At 62.9% G+C, this 19,658-nt stretch carries 21 protein-coding genes; 5 read left to right on the top strand and 16 right to left on the bottom strand.

From position 1 onward, the window contains the following. Nucleotides 1-84 precede the first annotated feature (84 nt). Both NKH90_RS22260 and NKH90_RS22265 read left to right on the top strand, forming a co-directional pair. Nucleotides 85-492: a tautomerase family protein gene (locus NKH90_RS22260; RefSeq protein WP_352540794.1), complete on the top strand. Its 408-nt coding sequence runs from the start codon at nt 85-87 to the stop codon at nt 490-492. Between the two features lie 156 nt (nt 493-648). Further along, a complete protein-coding gene (locus NKH90_RS22265; protein ID WP_352820903.1) occupies nt 649-2,871 on the top strand; it encodes an AMP-binding protein in 2,223 nt (740 codons plus the stop codon). Nucleotides 2,872-2,992: 121 nt separating this feature from the next. On the opposite strand, the gene NKH90_RS22270 is transcribed toward NKH90_RS22265, so the two are convergent. The 3 genes from NKH90_RS22270 to NKH90_RS22280 all read right to left on the bottom strand — a co-directional run bounded on the left by NKH90_RS22270 (nt 2,993) and on the right by NKH90_RS22280 (nt 4,998). After that, nucleotides 2,993-3,256, bottom strand: a complete 264-nt coding sequence (locus NKH90_RS22270) for a hypothetical protein (RefSeq protein ID WP_352471079.1) — start codon at nt 3,254-3,256, stop codon at nt 2,993-2,995. A 224-nt stretch (nt 3,257-3,480) separates the two neighbouring features. After that, on the bottom strand, nt 3,481-4,296 hold the full coding sequence (locus tag NKH90_RS22275; RefSeq protein WP_023677728.1) for a CDP-alcohol phosphatidyltransferase family protein: 816 nt from the start codon (nt 4,294-4,296) through the stop codon (nt 3,481-3,483). Nucleotides 4,297-4,299: 3 nt separating this feature from the next. Beyond that, a complete protein-coding gene (locus NKH90_RS22280) occupies nt 4,300-4,998 on the bottom strand; it encodes a phosphatidylserine decarboxylase (RefSeq protein WP_352471078.1) in 699 nt (232 codons plus the stop codon). 263 nt (nt 4,999-5,261) lie between these two features. On the opposite strand from NKH90_RS22280, the gene NKH90_RS22285 reads away from it, so the two are divergent. Continuing rightward, nucleotides 5,262-6,128, top strand: a complete 867-nt coding sequence (locus tag NKH90_RS22285) for an SMP-30/gluconolactonase/LRE family protein (protein WP_352820906.1) — start codon at nt 5,262-5,264, stop codon at nt 6,126-6,128. Between the two features lie 5 nt (nt 6,129-6,133). Here NKH90_RS22285 and NKH90_RS22290 read toward each other — a convergent pair whose 3' ends face one another. From NKH90_RS22290 to NKH90_RS22305, 4 genes are all read right to left on the bottom strand, one after another. Further along, nucleotides 6,134-6,481, bottom strand: a complete 348-nt coding sequence (locus tag NKH90_RS22290) for an antibiotic biosynthesis monooxygenase (RefSeq protein ID WP_352820961.1) — start codon at nt 6,479-6,481, stop codon at nt 6,134-6,136. 89 nt (nt 6,482-6,570) lie between these two features. Continuing rightward, nucleotides 6,571-8,457 (bottom strand): ABCB family ABC transporter ATP-binding protein/permease, encoded by a 1,887-nt coding sequence (locus NKH90_RS22295; RefSeq protein ID WP_352501837.1) that lies wholly within the window; start codon nt 8,455-8,457, stop codon nt 6,571-6,573. Between the two features lie 19 nt (nt 8,458-8,476). Then, nucleotides 8,477-8,851 (bottom strand): ArsR/SmtB family transcription factor, encoded by a 375-nt coding sequence (locus tag NKH90_RS22300; protein ID WP_352471075.1) that lies wholly within the window; start codon nt 8,849-8,851, stop codon nt 8,477-8,479. 59 nt (nt 8,852-8,910) lie between these two features. Continuing rightward, a complete protein-coding gene (locus tag NKH90_RS22305; protein WP_352820910.1) occupies nt 8,911-10,413 on the bottom strand; it encodes a LysM peptidoglycan-binding domain-containing protein in 1,503 nt (500 codons plus the stop codon). Between the two features lie 114 nt (nt 10,414-10,527). Here NKH90_RS22305 and NKH90_RS22310 point away from each other — a divergent pair, with 114 nt between their 5' ends. After that, the gene (locus NKH90_RS22310; RefSeq protein WP_352471073.1) at nt 10,528-11,139 is read left to right on the top strand and encodes an LOG family protein; all 612 of its coding nucleotides are present in this window, start codon (nt 10,528-10,530) and stop codon (nt 11,137-11,139) included. Between the two features lie 73 nt (nt 11,140-11,212). Here NKH90_RS22310 and NKH90_RS22315 read toward each other — a convergent pair whose 3' ends face one another. Continuing rightward, nucleotides 11,213-12,118, bottom strand: a complete 906-nt coding sequence (locus NKH90_RS22315; RefSeq protein WP_352820913.1) for a LysR family transcriptional regulator — start codon at nt 12,116-12,118, stop codon at nt 11,213-11,215. Between the two features lie 100 nt (nt 12,119-12,218). On the opposite strand from NKH90_RS22315, the gene NKH90_RS22320 reads away from it, so the two are divergent. Then, the gene (locus NKH90_RS22320) at nt 12,219-12,509 is read left to right on the top strand and encodes a muconolactone Delta-isomerase family protein (RefSeq protein WP_352448978.1); all 291 of its coding nucleotides are present in this window, start codon (nt 12,219-12,221) and stop codon (nt 12,507-12,509) included. Nucleotides 12,510-12,564: 55 nt separating this feature from the next. Here NKH90_RS22320 and rarD read toward each other — a convergent pair whose 3' ends face one another. The 8 genes from rarD to cysS all read right to left on the bottom strand — a co-directional run bounded on the left by rarD (nt 12,565) and on the right by cysS (nt 19,586). Then, nucleotides 12,565-13,497: an EamA family transporter RarD gene (rarD, locus tag NKH90_RS22325; RefSeq protein ID WP_352820916.1), complete on the bottom strand. Its 933-nt coding sequence runs from the start codon at nt 13,495-13,497 to the stop codon at nt 12,565-12,567. A 150-nt stretch (nt 13,498-13,647) separates the two neighbouring features. Beyond that, nucleotides 13,648-14,187 (bottom strand): hypothetical protein, encoded by a 540-nt coding sequence (locus NKH90_RS22330; protein ID WP_352471069.1) that lies wholly within the window; start codon nt 14,185-14,187, stop codon nt 13,648-13,650. A gap of 3 nt (nt 14,188-14,190) precedes the next feature. Beyond that, nucleotides 14,191-15,813, bottom strand: a complete 1,623-nt coding sequence (gene cimA / locus NKH90_RS22335; protein ID WP_352743306.1) for a citramalate synthase — start codon at nt 15,811-15,813, stop codon at nt 14,191-14,193. Then, nucleotides 15,810-16,766, bottom strand: coding sequence for a prolyl aminopeptidase (gene pip, locus NKH90_RS22340; RefSeq protein WP_352743304.1), 957 nt, complete (start codon nt 16,764-16,766; stop codon nt 15,810-15,812). Before pip ends, cimA begins: the two co-directional genes overlap by 4 nt. Further along, complete coding sequence (locus NKH90_RS22345) at nt 16,763-17,239, bottom strand: GFA family protein (protein WP_352448982.1); 477 nt, start codon at nt 17,237-17,239, stop codon at nt 16,763-16,765. Before NKH90_RS22345 ends, pip begins: the two co-directional genes overlap by 4 nt. Then, the gene (locus tag NKH90_RS22350) at nt 17,236-17,727 is read right to left on the bottom strand and encodes a GFA family protein (protein ID WP_023677742.1); all 492 of its coding nucleotides are present in this window, start codon (nt 17,725-17,727) and stop codon (nt 17,236-17,238) included. The genes NKH90_RS22345 and NKH90_RS22350 overlap by 4 nt, the downstream gene beginning before the upstream one ends. A 6-nt stretch (nt 17,728-17,733) precedes the next feature. Continuing rightward, nucleotides 17,734-18,120: a VOC family protein gene (locus NKH90_RS22355; protein ID WP_352471065.1), complete on the bottom strand. Its 387-nt coding sequence runs from the start codon at nt 18,118-18,120 to the stop codon at nt 17,734-17,736. Beyond that, complete coding sequence (gene cysS, locus NKH90_RS22360) at nt 18,117-19,586, bottom strand: cysteine--tRNA ligase (protein WP_352820918.1); 1,470 nt, start codon at nt 19,584-19,586, stop codon at nt 18,117-18,119. Before cysS ends, NKH90_RS22355 begins: the two co-directional genes overlap by 4 nt. Nucleotides 19,587-19,658 lie beyond the last annotated feature (72 nt).

Raw genomic sequence — 19,658 nt, forward strand, 5'->3', positions numbered from 1 at the left:
ACAATTCTATTTTTTTGATCAAAGGACGATGGCATGATTTTCTCGACGGCGAAGAGGCGCCGCTTGAAACCGAGGAGAAGAAACATGCCGATCATCAATGTCAGCGTTACCGGCAAGCCCGATGCCGCTTTGTCCGCCGCCATTGCCAGGGAAGTGACCGAACTGACAGCCACGCATCTGCGCAAGGACGCGACGATCACAGCTGTTGCCATTTCCTATCACGACCCCGAGCACTGGTTCGCCGGCGGCAAGTCGCTGGCCGAGCATGGCACCAACACGGCCTGGCTCGACATCAAGGTTGTCGACGGTACCAACACCAAGCTCGAACTGGAGGCGTATCTGCAGGCAATTTTCGCGGCATTCGGCCGGCTGCTGGGTAAGGTGCATGAGGAAAGCTACGCCCTCGTGCATGAAGTGCCTGCGGCCGCCTATGGCTTTGGCGGCAAGACGCAGGAATTCCGCTTCATCAGCGGAAGGATGAAAGCGGCGTAGCTGCGATAAGCAGCCGAGCCGAATCAAACATAGGCGAATCAAACATAGGAGAGAAGGAAAAATGGAGCCGCATTGACGTTGATCCAACTTCGGCTAGGTTCTCACCCGAAGCGGCCGGTGAAGAGCCGCGACGTGAGATCGTTGGGAGATGCGGCGATGATCCTGACACTGGCGCTGCTTGCGGGTCTTGTCGCGGCCTGGCTGCTGATCGGCGTGGTGGAGAAGTTCCGCCTCGGCCTGCGTTTGAGCCAGGCGCTGCTCTACGTGCCGTTCAAGCTCGCCTACCGGATCAGCGACGAGCGCATCAAGATTGCGCGCAGGTCGGTGGCCCCGGTCATCTATGTCATCTGGCATCAGTCACGCATCGAGCCGGCGCTGATGCTGTCGCTGCTGCCGGAGGACACGCTGCACATCCTCGACCAGGCTTCGGCCAGGTCGCCGTGGCTGGAGCCGTGGCGCGAGCTCGGCCGCACCATCGCCTTCAACGCCGAGCATGTCTTCGTCAGCCGCAGATTGGTCCGGGTGCTGAAGGGCAAGGGCCGGCTCGCCGTTTACCTGCCGGATGCGGTCGAGCCAGACGTCAAGTCGTTTCGGTTGTTTCGCGCCATCACCCGTATCGCCATGCAGGCCGACGCCCGTATCGTGCCGATCTTCGTTGCCGGCGCACGCAGCCTGCCGGCCTCGCTGACGCCGGCGGACAAGGCGCCGCGCCATTGGTTTCCGCAGCTGTCGATCAGCGCGCTGGAGCCGATGACCATCGCCGAGCTGGTGGCGCGGAACCCAGATCAGGCCTCCAACACCAATGCGCTGTTTGATCGCTTCGCCGAGGCCAGGCTTTTCGGCAGTGATCTCGACCGAGGGCTGTTCCTCGCCATGCGCGATGCGGCCGACCGTGTTGGCGCTTCGCACCCAATAATCGAGGACGTCATTGGCGGTGCCCTGAGCTACCGGAAAGTGTTCATCGGCGCCAGGGTTTTGGGCCGACGGCTCGAGGCAATAACGGCGCCGGGCGAAGCGGTTGGGCTGCTCCTGCCCAACGCCAATGGCGTCGTGCTGTCGTTCGTCGGACTTTTGTCGGCTGCGCGGGTGGCAGCAATGATCAACTATACCGCCGGCCCGGCCAGCGTCACCGCCGCCGTCCGCACGGCAATGATCCGCACCGTGGTCTCCTCACGCGGCTTTGTCGAAAAGGCCAACCTCGCCGACATCGTCGAGGCGGTGGAAAAGGGCGGGGCGAAACTGCTGTGGCTGGAGGATGTCCGCGCAAGCGTGACCGTGCTGGACAAGGCCGCAGCCGCCTTGCTGTGGCGCCGGCCGTTGCAGCGCCAGGATGCGGCCAAGCCGGCGGTGATCCTGTTCACCTCCGGCTCGGAAGGCACGCCCAAGGCCGTGGTGCTGTCGCACCGGAATCTTCTTGCCAATGCGATGCAGGCGGAAGCCCGCATCACCATCTCGCCGGCCGATATCCTGCTCAACGTGCTGCCGGTGTTCCACTCGTTCGGGCTGACCGGCGGCACCATCCTGCCGCTGGTCACCGGAGTAAAGCTGTTCCTCTACCCGTCACCGCTCCACTACAAACTTATTCCGGAGGTGGCGCGCAAGGTCCGGCCGACGGTGATGTTCGGCACCGACACGTTCCTCGCCAACTATGCCCGCACCGCCAAGGACGGCGATTTTTCCAGCCTGCGCTTCGTCGTGGCCGGTGCCGAGGCGGTGAAGCCGGAGACGCGCCGGGTTTACCGCGAGCGCTTCCAGGCCGAGATCATCGAAGGTTTTGGCTTGACCGAGGCCGCACCAGTGGTTGCCGTCAACACCGCCATCCACGGCCGCGACGGAACGGTCGGGCGGCTGCTGCCGGCCATGCGCATGAAACTCGAACCGGTCGAAGGCATCAGCGACGCCGGCCGGCTGTGGCTCGACGGGCCGAACCTGATGATGGGCTACATGACCGGCGACCGGCCGGGCGAGTTGCAGCCGCTCGAAGGCTGGCACGATACCGGCGATATCGTTTCGGTCGATCGCGAAGGCTTCATCACCATTCGCGGCCGCGCCAAGCGCTTCGCCAAGATAGCCGGCGAGATGGTATCGCTTGGCGCGGTCGAGATGCTGGTGCAGTCGCTGTGGCCGGAAGAGCATCACGCCGTGGTGGCAGTGCCGGACAAGCGGCGCGGCGAGCGCCTCGTTCTGGTCACCACGGCCGACAATGCCGATCCCGACGAATTGCGCGAATTCGGCAAAAAAGCCGGGGCGGCCGAACTGATGGTGCCGAACGACATCGTCAAGGTCGAGGAGATCCCGGTACTGGGCTCCGGCAAGACCGACTATGTCTCGACTAGAAAGCTGGCGCTCGAGAGGCTGGGACTGAGCGCAGCCGCCTGAGGCTTGCTGTCGAAAATTCTAAAGCGCGTCGCGTTCGACCGGCCTTGTGCGACGCGCTTTAGATTCTTGTTTTTATGCATGTCGTTATCGCAAAACCGCTGCACACTTTTGCGCGAATGCATTAGAGGACTACCACCGACAACAGCAGAATGACGCCGACGGCCATCATCAGCAGGCCCGGCCAGTTCTGCGACAGGCCGAGAAAACGGAGCCCGCGTCGTCGCGGCTCCAGAGTCGGACCTGGTGTTGCGAGATTGGGCGTCGGACTGTCCGGCGCGGTGGAGACAGCGGCCGGCTCACTAAGCCGCCCGCGCATGATGGCCGCAATCGCCATATACACGAGGCCGGCGACAGTCAGTAACGCGCCGATGAGGATGACAGCCATTTCTCCTCGTTTTCCGATGGTTCTGCGCCCGATGCGGCAGCTTGCGCTACGTTGACGACGTATCACGAGCAGCCGCTCAGGCGGACCTACCAACACAAACGGTCTAGCCGCCCAGCAAGTTCCGAAAACGGGGTTTTTGAGGTGCGTTCCACAGCGCCGCGTGCTCTGCGAGCCTTTTTGGAATCATGCACTGCCAGGCGCAACGCGAACTGGCACCAAATCCGTCAGCCAATATCCGAGGACGGCACCTTCTCGCCTTCGCGCTTGGCGCGTCTCGAATAGGCCCGCACGCTGAACGGCAAGAAGACCAGATAGCCGGCAACCGAGGCCGTCAGCGTATACCAGGGATAGGTCATCAAAAGCAGGACGTAGAGGACGACTGCGAGGATGATCGGCAGCACCCTGTCGCCCGGTATCCTGACGCTCTTGCCGGAATAGACGGGCAGTCTGCTGACCAGCAGGAACGCCACCAATATTGTAAAGCCGGTGGCAATGAAGGCTGCCAGGCGGCTGGGTTCAAGCCCAAGCCTGAGGAAGAACAGATAGAGCGGCAGCATTACAAGCACCGCACCCGCCGGCGCCGGCACGCCGACGAAATATTCGGTTTGCCACTGCGGACGGTCGAGCTCTTCGTCGAGCACGTTGAAACGGGCAAGCCTCATCCCACAGGCGATGGTGAACAGCAGCGCGGCGATCCAGCCCGGCGAACCTGCCCTGTCGAGCAGAAAGGCATAGAGCACCAGCGCCGGTGCCACGCCGAAATTGACGATATCGGCCAGCGAATCCATCTGGGCGCCGAATTTGGAAGTCGCCTTCAGCATTCGCGCTAGACGGCCGTCGATACCATCGAGGAAGGCGGCGAGCAGCACCATCACCACCGCTGGCTCGAAGCGGCCCTCGAAGCCGAAGCGAATACCGGACAGGCCGGCGCAGATGGCAAGCACCGTGACCAGATTGGGCAGCACCATGCGCATCGGGATTTCGCGAATGCGCGGGCCACCGCCGCCATGCGCCTCGAATTTCTTGAACGGCGGCGCCACCGGTCAGGAGACCCGCACGAGCGGCGTTGCGGCAACGCCGCCGAATTCCGCCAGCACCGTCTCACCGCCAACCGCGGTCTGGCCGACGGCGACACGCGGCGTCGCGGTCGAGGGCAGGAATACATCGACGCGCGAGCCAAAGCGGATCAGCCCGAAGCGCTGGCCGGTGCCGATGGCGCCGCCGGGCTCGGCCCAGCAGACGATGCGCCGCGCCACCAGGCCGGCAATCTGCACCGCGGCGACCGTTCCATTGGGGCTTTCGATGACCAGCCCGTTGCGCTCGTTCTCGGTGCTTGCCTTGTCGAGCTCGGCGTTGAGGAATTTTCCTGGTCGATGCTCGATCCTGGAAATGCGGCCACGCACCGGCGAGCGGTTAACGTGGCAGGAAAAGACGTTCATGAATACCGAGATGCGGGTCATTTCGCCGCCGCCGAGGCCAAGCTCGCGCGGCGGCACGGCCGGGCCAACCGCCGAGACGATGCCGTCGGCCGGGCTGACAACCAGCCGGTCGTCGATCGGCGTGACGCGCTCGGGATCGCGGAAGAAATAGGCGCACCAGGCCGTCAGGATGAGACCGATCCAGAACAGGGTCGAGGAGAAATAGCCAAGAAAGAGCGTCGCCGTGCCGAACGCAGCGATAAAGGGATAACCCTCGCGGTGGATCGGAACGAACGCATTCTTGATCGTGTCAACGAGGCTCATGGGATGAGGGCAACCTTGGTTCCAAGTCCGGCCTCAATAGCGGAAACACCCCGCGGTCGCAACGCGACAATGAGAGCGCTCGGGGGTGGCGGTCACCGCCGTTTCAGGATGCCGTTAGCAGCATCCGGACTGCCGAAGTGATCAACCGGAAATGTTCATTGCGATTGTCGGAACGCAGCACTCTCGCCCGTCCTTGGCAAGACGGCGCCTCTCATCGGCCTTTCGGCCATGACGATTTGCGCAAACCCGGAGGTTCTCGGCCCATGCAGAAATCAGCAGCTAGGCAAGTGCAAGTGGTGATGAACGGCTTGGCCTTCGGCGAGTCACCGCGCTGGCACGACGGCCGGCTGTGGCTCTGCAACTGGGGCACGGGCCAGATCATCGCCGTTGACGCCCTAGGCAACAGCGAGATCGTGCTCACCGTGCCGGCCATCCTGCCCTATTCCATTGACTGGCTGCCGGACGGGCGCCTGCTTGTCGTGTCCGGCCGCGAAGGGCTGATCCTCAGGCAGGAGGCAGACGGGACATTGGTCACCCATGCCGATCTGAGACAACTATCAAAGAGCCCCTGGAACGAGATGGTGGTCGATGGGCGCGGCAACATATACGTCAATGGCGGTGGGCCTGCTCCGGCCCTCGGCCAGCATTTCGGTCCCGGCACCATCGTGCAAGTTGCACCGGATGGCTCGGTTCAGCAGGTGGCTGAGAACCTCGCGTTCGCCAATGGCATGGCGGTGACGCCCGACAACAAGACGCTGGTCGTTGCCGAGTCCCACGCCAACCGGCTGACCGCCTTCGACATCGCTGCCGATGGTGGCCTTTCCAACCGCAGGATCTGGGCCAATCTCGGCAACGGTTTTCCCGACGGCATCTGCCTCGATGCCGAAGGTGCGGCCTGGTATGCCGACGTTCCGAACCGGCATTGCGTGCGGGTGCGCGAGGGCGGCGCGATGCTCGAAAGCGTCGATGTCGACCGCGGCTGCTTTGCCTGCATGCTCGGCGGCAGCGAGGGAAAAACGCTGTTCATCGTCGCCGCCGAATGGCGCGGCTTCGAACATATGATCAGCGATGCCCGTACCGGCCAAGTGCTCAGCGTCGACGCTACTGCGCCGGGCGCCGGCTGGCCGTAGAGAGCTTACATCCCGGGAATCCGCTGATAGTTGGCAATATCGGCCTTGACGCCAAGTCGCGAAATGGTCTCCTGAGGATTGAAGCCGCTGCGCTCATGCGCAGCCTTGATGATCGGCACGACCTTGTCGACGGCGGCCTGCCCTTCCCATTCGACAATGGTCACGAGGTTGAACTCGCCCGGCCCCGAGAATTGCTCGAGCAGGAAATCCTGGACGAACCCTTGCTGCTGGCGCAGCAATTCATGCGTCATCCGGACCTTGGCAAGAATCTCCTCGCGGGCGTTGGCCGGAACGACAAACTTGTCCACCCGGAATAGGCTGCCGCCAGTACCTGCCTGATTTGTCCCATTCATATCGATTGTCTCCGTTTTTGAACGACGCATTTTGCTGCGATCCAAAACGGCCTACGATCTCAACTTAAGTTGAGGTCAAGCACGAATTTTCAGCTCACCTCCGAGGTGCGGCGGCGGACGACGACGCCGAACTCGTCGCTTTCGCGGGCAATGCGCAGCCGCTCCTCGGCCTCGCTTGCCTCGCGCTGGCGGTCCCACATCGATGCATAAAGGCCGCGCTTGGCTATCAAGGCGACATGGGTGCCGCGCTCGGCGATCTGGCCATCCTGCAGGACGATGATCTCATCGGCCGAAATCACTGTGGACAGCCGATGGGCGATGACGAGGGTGGTGCGGCCCTGGCTGACCAGGTCGAGTGCCGCCTGGATCTCCTGCTCGGTGTGGCTGTCCAGCGCCGAGGTCGCCTCGTCGAGCATCAGGATCGGCGGCGCCTTCAAAATGGTGCGGGCAATCGCCACCCGCTGCTTCTCGCCGCCGGACAGTTTTAATCCGCGCTCGCCGACCATTGAGCGATAGCCGTCGGGCAGCCGCTCGATGAACGGTCCGATCTGGGCCAGTTCTGCCGCCTTGCGCACATCCTCCTCGCTGGCGCCGACGCGGCCGTAGCGGATGTTGTAGGCGATGGTGTCGTTAAACAGCACCGTGTCCTGCGGCACCATGCCGATGGCAGCGCGCAAGCTCTCCTGCGTCACGTCGCGAATGTCCTGGCCGTCGATCAGAATCTTGCCGCGCTGGATGTCGTAGAAGCGAAACAAAAGCCGCGAAATGGTCGACTTGCCGGCTCCGGAGGGTCCGACGATGGCCACCGTCTTGCCGGCTGGCACCTCGAAGCTGATGCCCTTCAGGATCTTGCGGTTGGGGTCGTAGGAAAAATGTACGTCGCGGAACTCGACCCTGCCGGCATCGACGACCAGCGGCTTGGCGCCCGGCCGATCGACGATCTCACGCTTGACGTCGAGCAGATCGAACATGTTTTCGATGTCGGTCAGGCCCTGGCGAATTTCGCGGTAGATCATGCCGATGAAATTCAGCGGCACCGAAAGCTGCATGAGCATGGCGTTGACGAAGACGAAATCGCCGACGCTCTGTGTGCCCGCCTTCACCTCGAGCGCCGACATCACCATGACGACGGTCATGCCGATACCGAAGATCACACCTTGGCCGAAGTTCAGCCAGCCAAGCGAGGTCCAGGTCCTGGTCGCCGCCAACTCGTAGCGCGCCGTGGACCGGTCGAACCGCTCGGCCTCCATGGTTTCGTTATTGAAATATTTGACTGTTTCGTAGTTGAGCAGCGAGTCGATCGCCTTCGTGCTGGCTTCATTGTCGCTTTCGTTCATCTCACGGCGGATCGAAATACGCCAATCGCTCGCCCTGACGGTGAACCAGACATAGAGCCAGACCGTGACCGCGATCACCAAGACGTATAGCCAGCCATAGGTGACGGCGAAGATGCCGGCGGTGAGCGCGAATTCGACGATTGTCGGCGCCGTCGCCAGCATGGTGAAGCGGACTATCGTCTCGATGCCCTTGGTGCCGCGCTCAATGACGCGCGACAGTCCGCCGGTGCGCCGTTCGAGGTGGAAGCGCAGCGACAGTTCGTGCATGTGCACGAAGGTGCGGAAGGCGAGCCGGCGGACCGCATGCTGGCCGACCCGTGCAAACAGGGCATCGCGTAACTGGTTGAAGCCGAGCTGCACCAGCCGCACCGCATTGTAGGCGACGACCAGCATGACCGGCGCCAGCAGCAGGGCCGGCAGCGGCGGCGGCGATTTGCTATCGCCGGCCAGTGCGTCGGTCGCCCATTTGAAGAAATAGGGTCCGGCCACCAGGGTCAGCTTGGCGACCACCAGCAGTACGGTGGCCCATACCACTCGGGCCCTCAGGTCGGCGCGGTCGGCCGGCCACATATAGGGCCAGAGATTGCGCAACGTTCTGAAGGTCGAGCCGGAATCTGCGGAAACGGTTTTCTCGGCCATTCTTGTTTACCTTATGATTTTAGCGGCCGGAGCAGCAGGAATCGACCAGCGCGGCCAGCGATGCCGAAACATCGGCGAGCGCGGCGCGGTCGAGCTCATAGCGGGAGCGCTGGCGGTCAGGCTCGAAGCGGATCAGCCCGGCCTCGACCAGGATCTTCAAATGCTGGGAAACGGTGGACTGCGCCAGGTCGAGATGCTCGACGACCTCGCGACAGCAGCAGGAACGGCTTGCGGAAAGGTGTTTGAGAATTTCGATCCGCGCTGGATGCGAAAGGGCCGCGAGCCGGACAGCGACAGCGCGGCTATCCGGCATGCAGTTGGCCGGCGTGCAGTTGGCCGGCGGGCGTTCATCTGCCGCGCGGCTTCGGTCCGTTACGAGGGGGGATTCGGTCATCGTCCATCGGCGATAAACGATGACTGGCCCTGCCGCAAGCTATCCTGATGGGCAGAAGGCTATTCGGCCTTGACTGGCGCCGTCGTCATCTGGTCGCCCATTGCCTTGAGATCGGCGGGCTCGCCTTCCTTCGATTTCTCCGGCACCTTGAACACCTGCCCCGGCCAGATGCGGTTCGGATTGCTGATCTGGTCCTGGTTGGCGAGATAGATGGTCGAGTAGCGCATGCCCTGGCCATAGACCCGCCGCGAAATCCGCCACAGCGTGTCATGGCGGCGGATGATGACTGCACCATCGGCATGTTCGAGCTTTGGCGCCACGGTCTCGGGCGTTTCGCCCGGAGGCGTTGCGACAGCCATTTCGGCCGGGGCCTCGGTTGTAGGAGCGGGGGCAGTTGCGGGCGTTTCGGCGGCCGTTGCCGGTGCGGCTTCGGTCGCCGGAGCATTCGGCTCGGCTGGTTTTATCCCGGCAGGCTTCTGCTCGGCCGGCGCCACGGCCGCAACCGCCTCACCAGGCTCGCGCTCGAACGGCACAGCCGCACGGGCAACCACCGTCACGCCGTCGGCATCGAGCGCATCGACGTGGATGGTGTAGGTGCCGACCGGGATGTCGCGTGTCGCTTCGACCAGGAAGTGGCGGTCGGGCGAGGTCTTCGCGTCACCGAGCAGGATATCGTTGGCATACGCACGCACCTTGCGGCCGGGATCGGCGACGCCGGCAACGAAAATCTTGTTGCCGTCGATTTCGACAGCTTCGACGACGATCTTCCGCTCCGCCGCGGAAGTAGCGGGCGCTGCCGGTGTGGCGGGCGCTGCCGGAGCCGGCGCGGCTTCAACAGCGGCCGGCGCGGCAGGAGCAGACGCTGCTGGAACGTCAGCCGCCGGGGCTGGCGCCGGCGCTGCGGCAGCCGGCAATTCGGTGCCCGTGGCGGGTGGCTGAACGGCCGCCTGTTCGCCGACAGGCGGCGAGGCGTCAGATTTCGCCTGAGGGGCCGGAACAGTGAGCAGTTCGGACGGCTTGCCCGGCTCCTCGACCATTGCCAGCACCTGGCCGGTGGAATTCTGGGGGATCGAAACGACGGCGGTCTGCGCCGAGGCGGTCACGACATTGCCAGCCGTCGAGCGCAGTGTGATCGTGTAGTCGCCGGGCTTCAGCGGATCGTCGAGAATAATGGCAAAGGCGCCGTCGGGACCGGCGACCGTCGAGCCGAGCACAGCCGAACCGTTGAGAATCTCGACCTTGGCGTTGGGCGCCGCATTGCCGGCGACGACGATCGAGCCGTTGCTTTCGACGCGCACGATGTCGAAGGTCGGCACGATTGCACCTGCTGTGGCCGGCGCGGCGGGCGCTGCCGCATCGGTGGACGCGGCAGACGCAGGCGGCAGCCGGTCCTCGGTCGCCGGAGCGGCCGGTTTCGAAGCCGGCGGCGTCAGCGCCGCGACCTCCGCAGGCCGGGTAGAATTGAGATACGGGTCGAGTGCGCCCGATACATAGGCGGTTCCCGCTGCTGCGACAGAGCCGCCAGCCGCGAACAAAAACGCCTTCAATGGATTAATTGCCATGTTTCCCTGCCCCTTAGCCACCTAATTTCGGTCTAGCCTGTTTTGCCAAAGCCGACAAGAAAAAGCCCGCCCCGGGGCTTGACCATGCCTATAGTCCCTATCACCAATCATAACATGAACACGATTCGATCTGTCTGCGTCTATTGCGGCTCGTCCCCGGGCCGAGATGAGACCTATATCAAGGCCGGACACCTGCTTGGCCGCTCGATCGGCAAGTCCGGCCTGCGTCTGATTTATGGCGGCGGCACTAAAGGGATCATGGGTGCCGTCGCTGAAGGGGCATTAAAGGCCGGTGGCAAGGTAACCGGCATAATTCCACGCTTTCTGATCAACCGGGAGGCGACCGAAACCGCGCTTAACCGGCTCGACGAGCTCGTCATCACCGACAATATGCACGAGCGCAAGCACAGGATGTTTGAGAAATCCGACGCCTTTGTGGCGTTGCCCGGCGGCATCGGCACGGTCGAGGAGATCGTCGAAATCATGACTTGGGCGCAGCTCGGCCATCACCGCAAGCCGATCGTCTTCGGCAACGTCGGAGGGTTCTGGGATCCGATGCTGGCGTTGCTCGACCACATGGCAACGGAGGGCTTCATCCACACGGCGCAACGGGTCAAGCCGCTGGTGGTCGAGGATCCGGAAGCAATCGTCGCCGCTATCATGGTGGCGGGATCCTCCGTCGATGCACCGACGGAGGGCGTGCAGTCGGTGATTGATAAGATGTAAAGTGAATGGTGAATGGTGAATGGCGAAGTAGAAGACTTTCCAAACCGGCGCCTGTCTATTCACTATTCACTATTCACTCCTTCCCGACTGCCTTCCTCAAGTCTCCGATGACCGCGCGCTTGTCCTGACGCCGCCAGGCGAGATGGATCGAGACGGTGCGTTCGAACCACGGCAGATCGCGAAACACGGTATGAGGCGGCGCGGCACTCCGCAGGCTGGCCTGCACCGTCGCCAGCCCAAGCCCGGCGCTGACCAGGCCCAACGACGTCAACGGATCGGTCGTCTCATAGGCAATGTCGGGCAGGAAGCCCGCCTTCGCGCAGGCGGCGAGAAATTGGCTGCGGTTGGTGTCGTCAGGCTGGCGCACCACCGTGATCCAGGTGCGTCCGTCCAGTTGCTGCGGCAGTATCTCCACGATATCGGCCAATGGATCGCCTTCCGGCATCGCCAGAACCAGCGGCTCACGCATGATGAGCATGGCGGCGATGTCGGGATCGTCGGCAGAAGGAGGCGTGTAGACGAGGCCCAGATCGAGCGATCGTTCGCGCAGCGCTTCGATCTGGGCGGCGGAACGCTGACCCTTAAGTTGAAGATGAAATTCGGGCCGGTCGCGGCGAAACTGGCGCAGCATCCGAGCGACAAGCCCGGCATGGACCGCACCTTCCACATAACCGATGGCGAGACGGCCGACCGTACCGCCGGCGAGATTGCGGCCGAGCTCCTCCAGCCGTCTTGCATGAGCCAGCAGCGCACGCGCCTCGGCAAGAAAAGCGCGGCCCTCGGCATTGAGATGAACACGCTGCCTCGTCCTCTCGAACAGTGCGACGCCCAGCTGCTCCTCCAGCTGAATGATCTGACGGCTGAGCGGCGACTGCGAGATGTGCAGCAATTCGGCGGCACGCCCGACGTTGCCGGTTTCGGCCACCGTGATGAAATAGCGAAGCTGGCGCAGGTCGAACATTGTTGCTTCGATGCTCAAGTCCCGTGAGGTCTCAAATTTAGCCTAATCAGTCTTGGACTGTCTGGCCAGCAGAAGCGAATATTTCCGCCATTCCAACGGCCAACATCAGGAGATTCCGATGCAGTTCTTTGCCCTTCTAGCGCGCAACACCGAAAAGTTCACCGACGCCGATTTCGCGCCGCTGCTGCCTGGCGAGGCCGAGCAGCGCCGCACGCTCTATGCCGAAGGCGCCGTGCGTCAGGTGTGGAATCGGGGCGACATTCCCGGCAGCGGCATGATGTTCGAAGCCGGCAGCGATGCCGACGTGCGCCACCATCTTGCAACTTTGCCGCTGGTCAAGGCCGGCATGATGGATATTGCCGCCGTCGTGCCGCTGCAGCCATATCCCGGCTTCGGGCCGAAGCGCTGAGCGCTCGTGAAAGACGCGGCTGCCGGCATTAAGACCGGCCAGCCGCCTTTCTTCGTTACGCGGCGCGAGCTGATGCGGAAACGGTCTTGCGCGCCGAAGAAAACATCGACCAGGAGTACATCGCCAGTGCCGCCCAGATCAGCCCGAAGGCTATGGCCTGAACACTGCCGAAGGGTTCGCCGAAAATCAGCACCGCGATCAAAAAGACGATCGTCGGCGCGATATATTGCATGATGCCGATGGTGGAGAGGCGCAGCAGCCTGGCGCCGAACGCAAACAACAGCAGAGGCACGGCGGTGACCGGACCGCAGCCGATCAGCAAGGCGGTGTCGTTCAGCGAGCTGGAGACGAAATGATCCTGTCCTGTGGCGATCAGGAAGATGATGTAGCCGAGTGCCGGCACCGACAGCAGCAGCACTTCAAGCAGGAAGCCCTGGCTCGGGCCGATTGGCAGCGTCTTGCGGAAGAAGCCATAGGCGGCAAAGGAAAAGGCCAGCACCAGCGACACCCAGGGCAGTTTGCCGGCGTCGATGGTCAGCACCGCGACCGCGATTGCCGCCAGCACCACCGCCGCGATCTGCAGGCGGTCGAGCCGCTCGCCGAGGAGCAGCGCGCCGACAACGACGCTGACCAGCGGGTTGATGTAGTAGCCGAGCGCGGTCTCGATGGTGCGGTCGACCGCGATCGCCCAGACATAGATGCCCCAGTTGACCGAGATCAGCGCCGCCGTCAGCACCGCCATCGAAATGATGCGCGGCGAACGAACTGCCGCTTTGAAATCGGCAGTGCGACCGGCCCAGACCAGGACAGCGGCCGCGATCGGCACCGACCAGACGATGCGGTGGGCGATAACTTCGGCCAGCGGCAGACGCGCGACAGCCTTCATGTAGAAGGGCAGCAGCCCCCAAAGCAGGTAGGCGCCGAGCGCCAGCAGGAAGCCGCGACGAGCTTTGGTGTCGGCCTCGATGTGAAGTGCTTGGGTAGTCATGGCCCAAGGCTATGCGCCAGCGGCTTGCCCAAAACCATCGCAAATTGCTGATGGATCAATGGAGTCTTGCTGATGGTTCAACACGACCGCTAAACGTCGAACAATTGCCGCTGTCTGCGAGAGTGATTGCAGGCCCGGCACGACACGGTCTCAAGGCGGAGCAGGCTTCTCCTTGAGTTCGAAAAAGACGTTGTCGGGCGAACCTTCATCGTGCCTAAAGCCCGTCAGTTCCGCCGCAAGATCGAGGGGAAGGTCAAAAACAAGATCGACCTCTGTACCTTTGCTATCTTCTTCATCCTGCTTTGAAAAACACTGTTGCTTCAGCGCTTCGAAAGACGCGGGGAGATCACCCGTGACATGCAAGTCCCGCACGGTCTTGTCGCCGCTGTGCCAGACTTTCCAGATGTTCCTTCCGTCGCGCCAGAGCTCGGCGCGCGCGAACATTACATGCTCGTCTATGTGCGCGATCACGATTTCCCGCTCTTGCGAAATCGCGGCCAGATATTGCTGAGGCGGGTTCGGAAAGCTGCAGGGATCGAGGATGATGATCGCCCAGTTCTTTTCGCTGGCATAGGCGTTCACAGGCGCTTCGAAAATCTCCGATGGATCGCCAATCTCGCGCCCGAACAACGCCGCAGCTTCCTTTATCCCGTAACCGCGAAAGCCCAGCCAGCTTATCGAAAAGCCCATTTCTTACTCCGCCGCCGCCAAGCCCGCCATGTCGCGGTTCTTCATCAGCTTATAGACGATCGAATCCATCAGCGCCTGGAAGGAAGCATCGATGATGTTTTCGGAGACGCCGACCGTCCACCAGCGCGCACCGGTGCCGTCATGCGATTCAATCAGCACGCGGGTGATCGCCTCGGTGCCGCCGTTGAGGATACGCACCTTGAAGTCGGCCAGTTCGAGATCGGCGATCTCGCTCTGGAATTTGCCGAGATCCTTGCGCAGCGCAATGTCGAGCGCGTTGACCGGGCCGTGGCCTTCGGCCACCGACATCTTCTCCTCGCCCTCGACCAGCACTTTCACGATCGCCTCCGAGACCGTCTTCAGCTGGCCGTTGGCGTCGAACCGGCGCTCGACCATGCAGCGGAAAGAAGTGACGCGGAAGAATTCCGGCAGGCCGTGCAGCATCTTGCGCGCCAAAAGCTCAAAGCTGGCGTCGGCACCTTCGTAGGCATAGCCCTCGGCCTCGCGCTCCTTGACCACGGCGATCAGCGCGTCGAGGCGATGGTCGTCCCGGGGCATGTCGATGCCACGCCGTTTCAGCTCAGCCAGGAAATTGGCCTTGCCGCCCTGGTCCGAAACCATGACGCGGCGGCGGTTGCCGACGGTCTCTGGCGGCACATGCTCGTAGGTCGCCGGCTCCTTTGCCAGCGCCGAGGCATGGATGCCGGCCTTGGTAGCAAAAGCGGAGGCGCCGACATAGGGCGCCTGCGCTTCGGGCGCACGGTTCAGCAACTCGTCGAAGGCGCGGGACAGGCGCGATATACCGGTCAACGCCTCTGCCGAAATGCCTGTAGCAAAGCGGCCCGAAAAGGCCGGCTTCAACGCCAATGTCGGCACGATCGAAATCAGGTTGGCGTTGCCGCAGCGCTCGCCGATGCCATTCAGCGTGCCCTGGATCTGGCGGACGCCGGCCTCCACGGCGGCAAGCGAATTCGCCACCGCCTGGCCGGTGTCATCATGGGCGTGGATGCCGAGATGGTCGCCCGGTATGCCAGCGGCGATCACCTTTTCGACGATGGCGCGCACCTCGGAGGGCTGCGTGCCGCCATTGGTGTCGCACAGCACCACCCAGCGCGCGCCGGCATCGTAGGCCCTCCTGGCGCAGGCCAGCGCATAATCGGGGTTGGCCTTGAAGCCGTCGAAGAAATGCTCGCAGTCGACCATCGCCTCCTTGCCGGCAGTGAGCGCCGCCTCGACCGAGGCCTTGATCGCCTCGAGGTTCTCCTCATTGGTGCAGCCGAGCGCGACGCGGACATGGTAGTCCCAACTCTTGGCGACGAAGCAGATGGCGTCCGACTTCGACTGGACCAGCGCGGCAAGCCCAGGATCGTTCGAGATCGACACTCCTGCCCGTTTGGTCATGCCAAAGGCAACGAACTTGGCATCGGCCGTGCGACGCTCGGCAAAGAAGGCGGTGTCGGTTGGATTGGCGCCGGGGTAGCCACCCTCGACGTAGTCGATGCCGAACTCGTCGAGCAGCTTGGCGATCGCGATCTTGTCCTCGACGGAGAAGTCGATACCCGGCGTCTGCTGACCATCGCGCAGCGTGGTGTCGAACAGATAAAGGCGCTCGCGAGCCATGGTCATTTCCCGGCAAACATGTCCGTTGCGCGGATCAGCCTGTCGAGGATACCCGGCTCCGAATAAGCGTGGCCGGCGCCTTCGATCAGATGGAAATCCGCTTTCGGCCACGCCTTGTGCAGCGCCCAGGCGTAGCACGCCGGGCACGGCATGTCGTAGCGGCCGTGAACGATGGTACCCGGGATATCCTTAAGCTTCCATGCATCGCGCAGCAGCTGTCCCTCTTCCAGCCAGCCGGCATGGACGAAATAGTGGTTCTCGATGCGGGCGAAAGCCAGGGCATAATCATCCTGGCCGAAGGGACCGCTGGTTTCCGGTTCCGGCAGCAGCGTGATCGTCTCGCCCTCCCACAGGCTCCAGGCGCGGGCGGCCTCGACCTGCGCCACAGGATCGCTGCCGACCAGCCGTTTGCGGTAGGCGGCCATCATGTCGCCGCGCTCGGCCTCCGGGATCGGCGCCAGAAACCGCTCCCACTTGTCGGGGAACATCTCCGACACGCCGAACTGGTAGTACCATTCGAGTTCGGCGCGGGTCAGCGTGTAGATGCCGCGCACGACCAGTTCGCTGACCCGCTCGGAGTGGGTCTCGGCATAGGCCAGCGCCAGCGTCGAACCCCACGAACCGCCGAACACCAGCCATTTGTCGAAGCCGCACATTTTTCGCAGGCGCTCGATGTCGGCGACCAGGTGCCAGGTGGTGTTGGCTTCAAGCGAGGCATTAGGCGTCGATTTTCCGCAGCCGCGCTGGTCGAACAGGATGACATCGTACAGCTTCGGATCGAACAGCCGCCGGTGCTTTGGCGAAATGGTGCCGCCCGGCCCGCCATGCAGGAAGACAGCCGGCTTGGCCCCTCTGGTGCCGGAGCGCTCCCAATAGACCTGATGGCCATCGCCAACGTCGAGCATGCCGGACTCGAAAGCCTCGATCTCGGGATAGAGGGTACGGAATTCGCTGCTCATAATTTCAGGCCCTGCTGCGGCCAGTTGGCCGTCTCGTGATCGGGATGCTGGAAGGAGATGATGGATTCCTGTCGCGCGTAGAAATCCGGGTCGTCATGGATCGGCGCGTCGAAGATCGTCTCGACCCAAGGCAGCCTGGCGGCGTAGTTAACCTGGATCTGCGGCGCCAGATCGGAACGGTCGTCGAAGGCGCCGATGGCGATCTCCAGCGCGCCGGGCTGGCGGTAGGTCAGCGGTGTGCCGCAGCGGGCGCAGAAGCCGCGATCGATGTTGACCGACGACTGAAAGTAACTCGGCTCCTCGCGCACCCATTCGACGCCGTCGCTCGGCACTGTCACCAGCGCGCCGAAAAACGACCCGAACTGTTTCTGGCACATGCGGCAATGACAAATGGACGGGCGGCCGAGCGCCCCGTGGATGCGAAAGCGCACGGCGCCGCACTGGCAGCCGCCGGTACGAACGGTTTCGGTCATGATTTTTCCTCCGGCGGCCATTGTTCGGTGTCGTGGTCGGGATGTTGGTAGGAGACGAGATCGGCGAGATAGGAGGCCGACGAGACGTCGGCCATCGTTTCCTCACCTGGCAATTCGTGGACGTGATCCACGTACGGGAGCTTGGCTTCGACACCCCATTGGATGGTCGGCGCAATCTCCTCGGGGTGGTCGAATGTGGCGATGGCGAGGGCCACCCCGTCGGGCGCTTCAAAGGTCAGCGGCGTGCCGCATTCGGCACAGAAACCGCGCAAAGCCGCGTTGGACGAGCGGAAGCGTTTGGGCTCACCGCGCGTCCAGTCCAGCCTTGCGCCGCGCACCGAGACCAGCGGCAGGTAGAAATTGCCGCTCGCCTTCTGGCACATGCGGCAATGGCATACGGAAGCATCGCCGAGAGCTCCTTCGACGCGGAAGCGCACCGCGCCGCACTGGCAGCCGCCTGTATAGACTGGTCTGTTGTCGAGGCTCATCGCGCACTACTCCGGGGCATGGCAAACCGCCTCGACATTGTTGCCGTCGGGATCGAAAACAAAAGCGCCATAATAGTTCGGATGGTAGTGCGGGCGCAGGCCCGGCCGGCCATTGTCCTTGCCGCCGGCGGCAATCGCCGCGGCGTGAAAGGCATCGACCTCGGCGCGGCTGCGAGCCGTGAACGCGACATGCTGATGATCCTTCGGCTTGTCCTTGCCGGCATGCAGCCAAAACACCGGCCGGTCGCGGCCGTAGCCGCCGACCTTGGCGCCGCCGGTATATTCCTGCGGCACCATGTAGAGCAGCGCGGCGCCGAGCGGCGCCATCGCCTTGTCGTAAAAAGCCTTCGACGCGTCGAAATCCGAAACGGTGATGCCGAGATGATCGATCATCTTTTTACCTCCCAGGTGGTGATGCGTTCGCCGGTGACGGGGTCCTTGCCGTCCTTCAACTGGATGCCTTGCGTCAGCAACTCGTCGCGGATGCGGTCGGCCTCGGCCCAGTTCTTTGCGGCGATCAGCGCGAGGCGTTTGACGATCGCCTTGGCAATGGCGTCTTCATCCACCTTGGCTGTTGCGATGTCGAAGCCGAGGAACAGAAGCGATGCCTTCAGTGAAGCGGCAGCATCGTTGTCTTCGGCGGCTGCGTTGCCGCTACCTGCGTTGAAATCAACAGCATCACCAGCCAACTGCGTCAGCAACTGGAATGCGGCGTAGGTGGCAAGGTCATCCGACAGCGCTTCGATCACATCCGCCGGCACCGGCTTTGCCGTCGGCGGCGCCAGATCGGCCGCCCGCTTCCATTTGCGCAGCGTATTCTCCGCCTCTTCCAGCTTGCGCACGGAAAAGTCGATCGGCTCGCGATAGTGCGTCATCAGCATCGCCAGCCTGAGCACCTCGCCCGGCCATTTGCGGCCGCCAAACGTATCCGTCTCCAGCAATTCGGTGATCGAATAGAAATTGCCCAGGCTCTTGGACATCTTCTGGCCCTCGACCTGCAGGAAACCGTTGTGCATCCAAATCTTGGCCATCGTTTCGGTTCCGTGGGCGCAACGCGATTGCGCGATCTCGTTCTCGTGGTGCGGAAAGATCAGGTCGAGACCACCGCCATGGATATCGAACACCTCGCCGAGATAGGCGGCCGACATCGCCGAGCACTCGATGTGCCAGCCCGGCCGACCCCTGCCCCACGGGCTGTCCCAGCCCGGCTCCTCGGGCGAAGACAATTTCCACAGCACGAAATCCTGCGGGTTCTTCTTGTGCTCATCGACGGCGACGCGAGCGCCGGCCTGCTGCTCATCGAGATTGCGCTTCGACAACTGCCCATAATCCGGCATGGAAGCGGTGTCGAACAAGACTTCTCCAGCCGCGACATAGGCATGGCCGCGTTCGATCAAGCGTTGAATCAAGAAGATCATGTCGACCTTGCCGTCGGGCCTGGGCTCGACGAACTCGGTGGCGCGCGGCTCGACCGTCGGTTCCAGGCAACCGAGCGCCGCGACGTCCTTGTGGAACTGACCGGCGGTCTTTTCGGTGACCCGCCTGATCGCTTCGTTCAGCGACAGCTTGCCCGATGCAATTTCGCCGCCGAAATCGCGCAGCGCGCGAGCGTTGATCTTGTCGTCGACGTCCGTAATGTTGCGGACGTAAGTGACGTGCGCTTGCCCGTAGAGATGGCGCAGCAAGCGGAACAGCACGTCGAAGACGATCACCGGCCGCGCATTGCCGATATGGGCGAAGTCATAGACCGTCGGGCCGCAGACATACATGCGCACGTTGCGCGGATCGATCGGGAAGAAATCCTCCTTGCTCCGCGTTAGCGTGTTGTAGAGGCGCAGGCTCTTCGATGCGTCAGACATACGTGCGTTCCCGGTGCGTTACTTTGGCATGACCTTCTGGTATCGTGCTCTGGATGGAGTCGGTTACGCCGA

It is taken from the genome of Mesorhizobium sp. M0898, assembly GCF_040319695.1.
In the GTDB taxonomy this organism is placed as follows: Bacteria; Pseudomonadota; Alphaproteobacteria; order Rhizobiales; family Rhizobiaceae; genus Mesorhizobium.

Coding starts and splice junctions, on each gene's coding strand:
- cysS (WP_352820918.1), bottom strand. CDS start 19,586: ATGTCTGACGCATCGAAGAGCCTGCGCCTCTACAACACGCTAACGCGG.
- rarD (WP_352820916.1), bottom strand. CDS start 13,497: ATGACTACCCAAGCACTTCACATCGAGGCCGACACCAAAGCTCGTCGC.
- NKH90_RS22260 (WP_352540794.1), top strand. CDS start 85: ATGCCGATCATCAATGTCAGCGTTACCGGCAAGCCCGATGCCGCTTTG.
- NKH90_RS22280 (WP_352471078.1), bottom strand. CDS start 4,998: ATGAGCCTCGTTGACACGATCAAGAATGCGTTCGTTCCGATCCACCGC.
- NKH90_RS22300 (WP_352471075.1), bottom strand. CDS start 8,851: ATGACCGAATCCCCCCTCGTAACGGACCGAAGCCGCGCGGCAGATGAA.
- pip (WP_352743304.1), bottom strand. CDS start 16,766: ATGAGCAGCGAATTCCGTACCCTCTATCCCGAGATCGAGGCTTTCGAG.
- NKH90_RS22345 (WP_352448982.1), bottom strand. CDS start 17,239: ATGACCGAAACCGTTCGTACCGGCGGCTGCCAGTGCGGCGCCGTGCGC.
- cimA (WP_352743306.1), bottom strand. CDS start 15,813: ATGACCATGGCTCGCGAGCGCCTTTATCTGTTCGACACCACGCTGCGC.
- NKH90_RS22330 (WP_352471069.1), bottom strand. CDS start 14,187: ATGGGCTTTTCGATAAGCTGGCTGGGCTTTCGCGGTTACGGGATAAAG.
- NKH90_RS22350 (WP_023677742.1), bottom strand. CDS start 17,727: ATGAGCCTCGACAACAGACCAGTCTATACAGGCGGCTGCCAGTGCGGC.
- NKH90_RS22265 (WP_352820903.1), top strand. CDS start 649: ATGATCCTGACACTGGCGCTGCTTGCGGGTCTTGTCGCGGCCTGGCTG.
- NKH90_RS22295 (WP_352501837.1), bottom strand. CDS start 8,457: ATGGCCGAGAAAACCGTTTCCGCAGATTCCGGCTCGACCTTCAGAACG.
- NKH90_RS22285 (WP_352820906.1), top strand. CDS start 5,262: ATGCAGAAATCAGCAGCTAGGCAAGTGCAAGTGGTGATGAACGGCTTG.
- NKH90_RS22305 (WP_352820910.1), bottom strand. CDS start 10,413: ATGGCAATTAATCCATTGAAGGCGTTTTTGTTCGCGGCTGGCGGCTCT.
- NKH90_RS22290 (WP_352820961.1), bottom strand. CDS start 6,481: ATGAATGGGACAAATCAGGCAGGTACTGGCGGCAGCCTATTCCGGGTG.
- NKH90_RS22270 (WP_352471079.1), bottom strand. CDS start 3,256: ATGGCTGTCATCCTCATCGGCGCGTTACTGACTGTCGCCGGCCTCGTG.
- NKH90_RS22310 (WP_352471073.1), top strand. CDS start 10,528: ATGAACACGATTCGATCTGTCTGCGTCTATTGCGGCTCGTCCCCGGGC.
- NKH90_RS22355 (WP_352471065.1), bottom strand. CDS start 18,120: ATGATCGATCATCTCGGCATCACCGTTTCGGATTTCGACGCGTCGAAG.
- NKH90_RS22320 (WP_352448978.1), top strand. CDS start 12,219: ATGCAGTTCTTTGCCCTTCTAGCGCGCAACACCGAAAAGTTCACCGAC.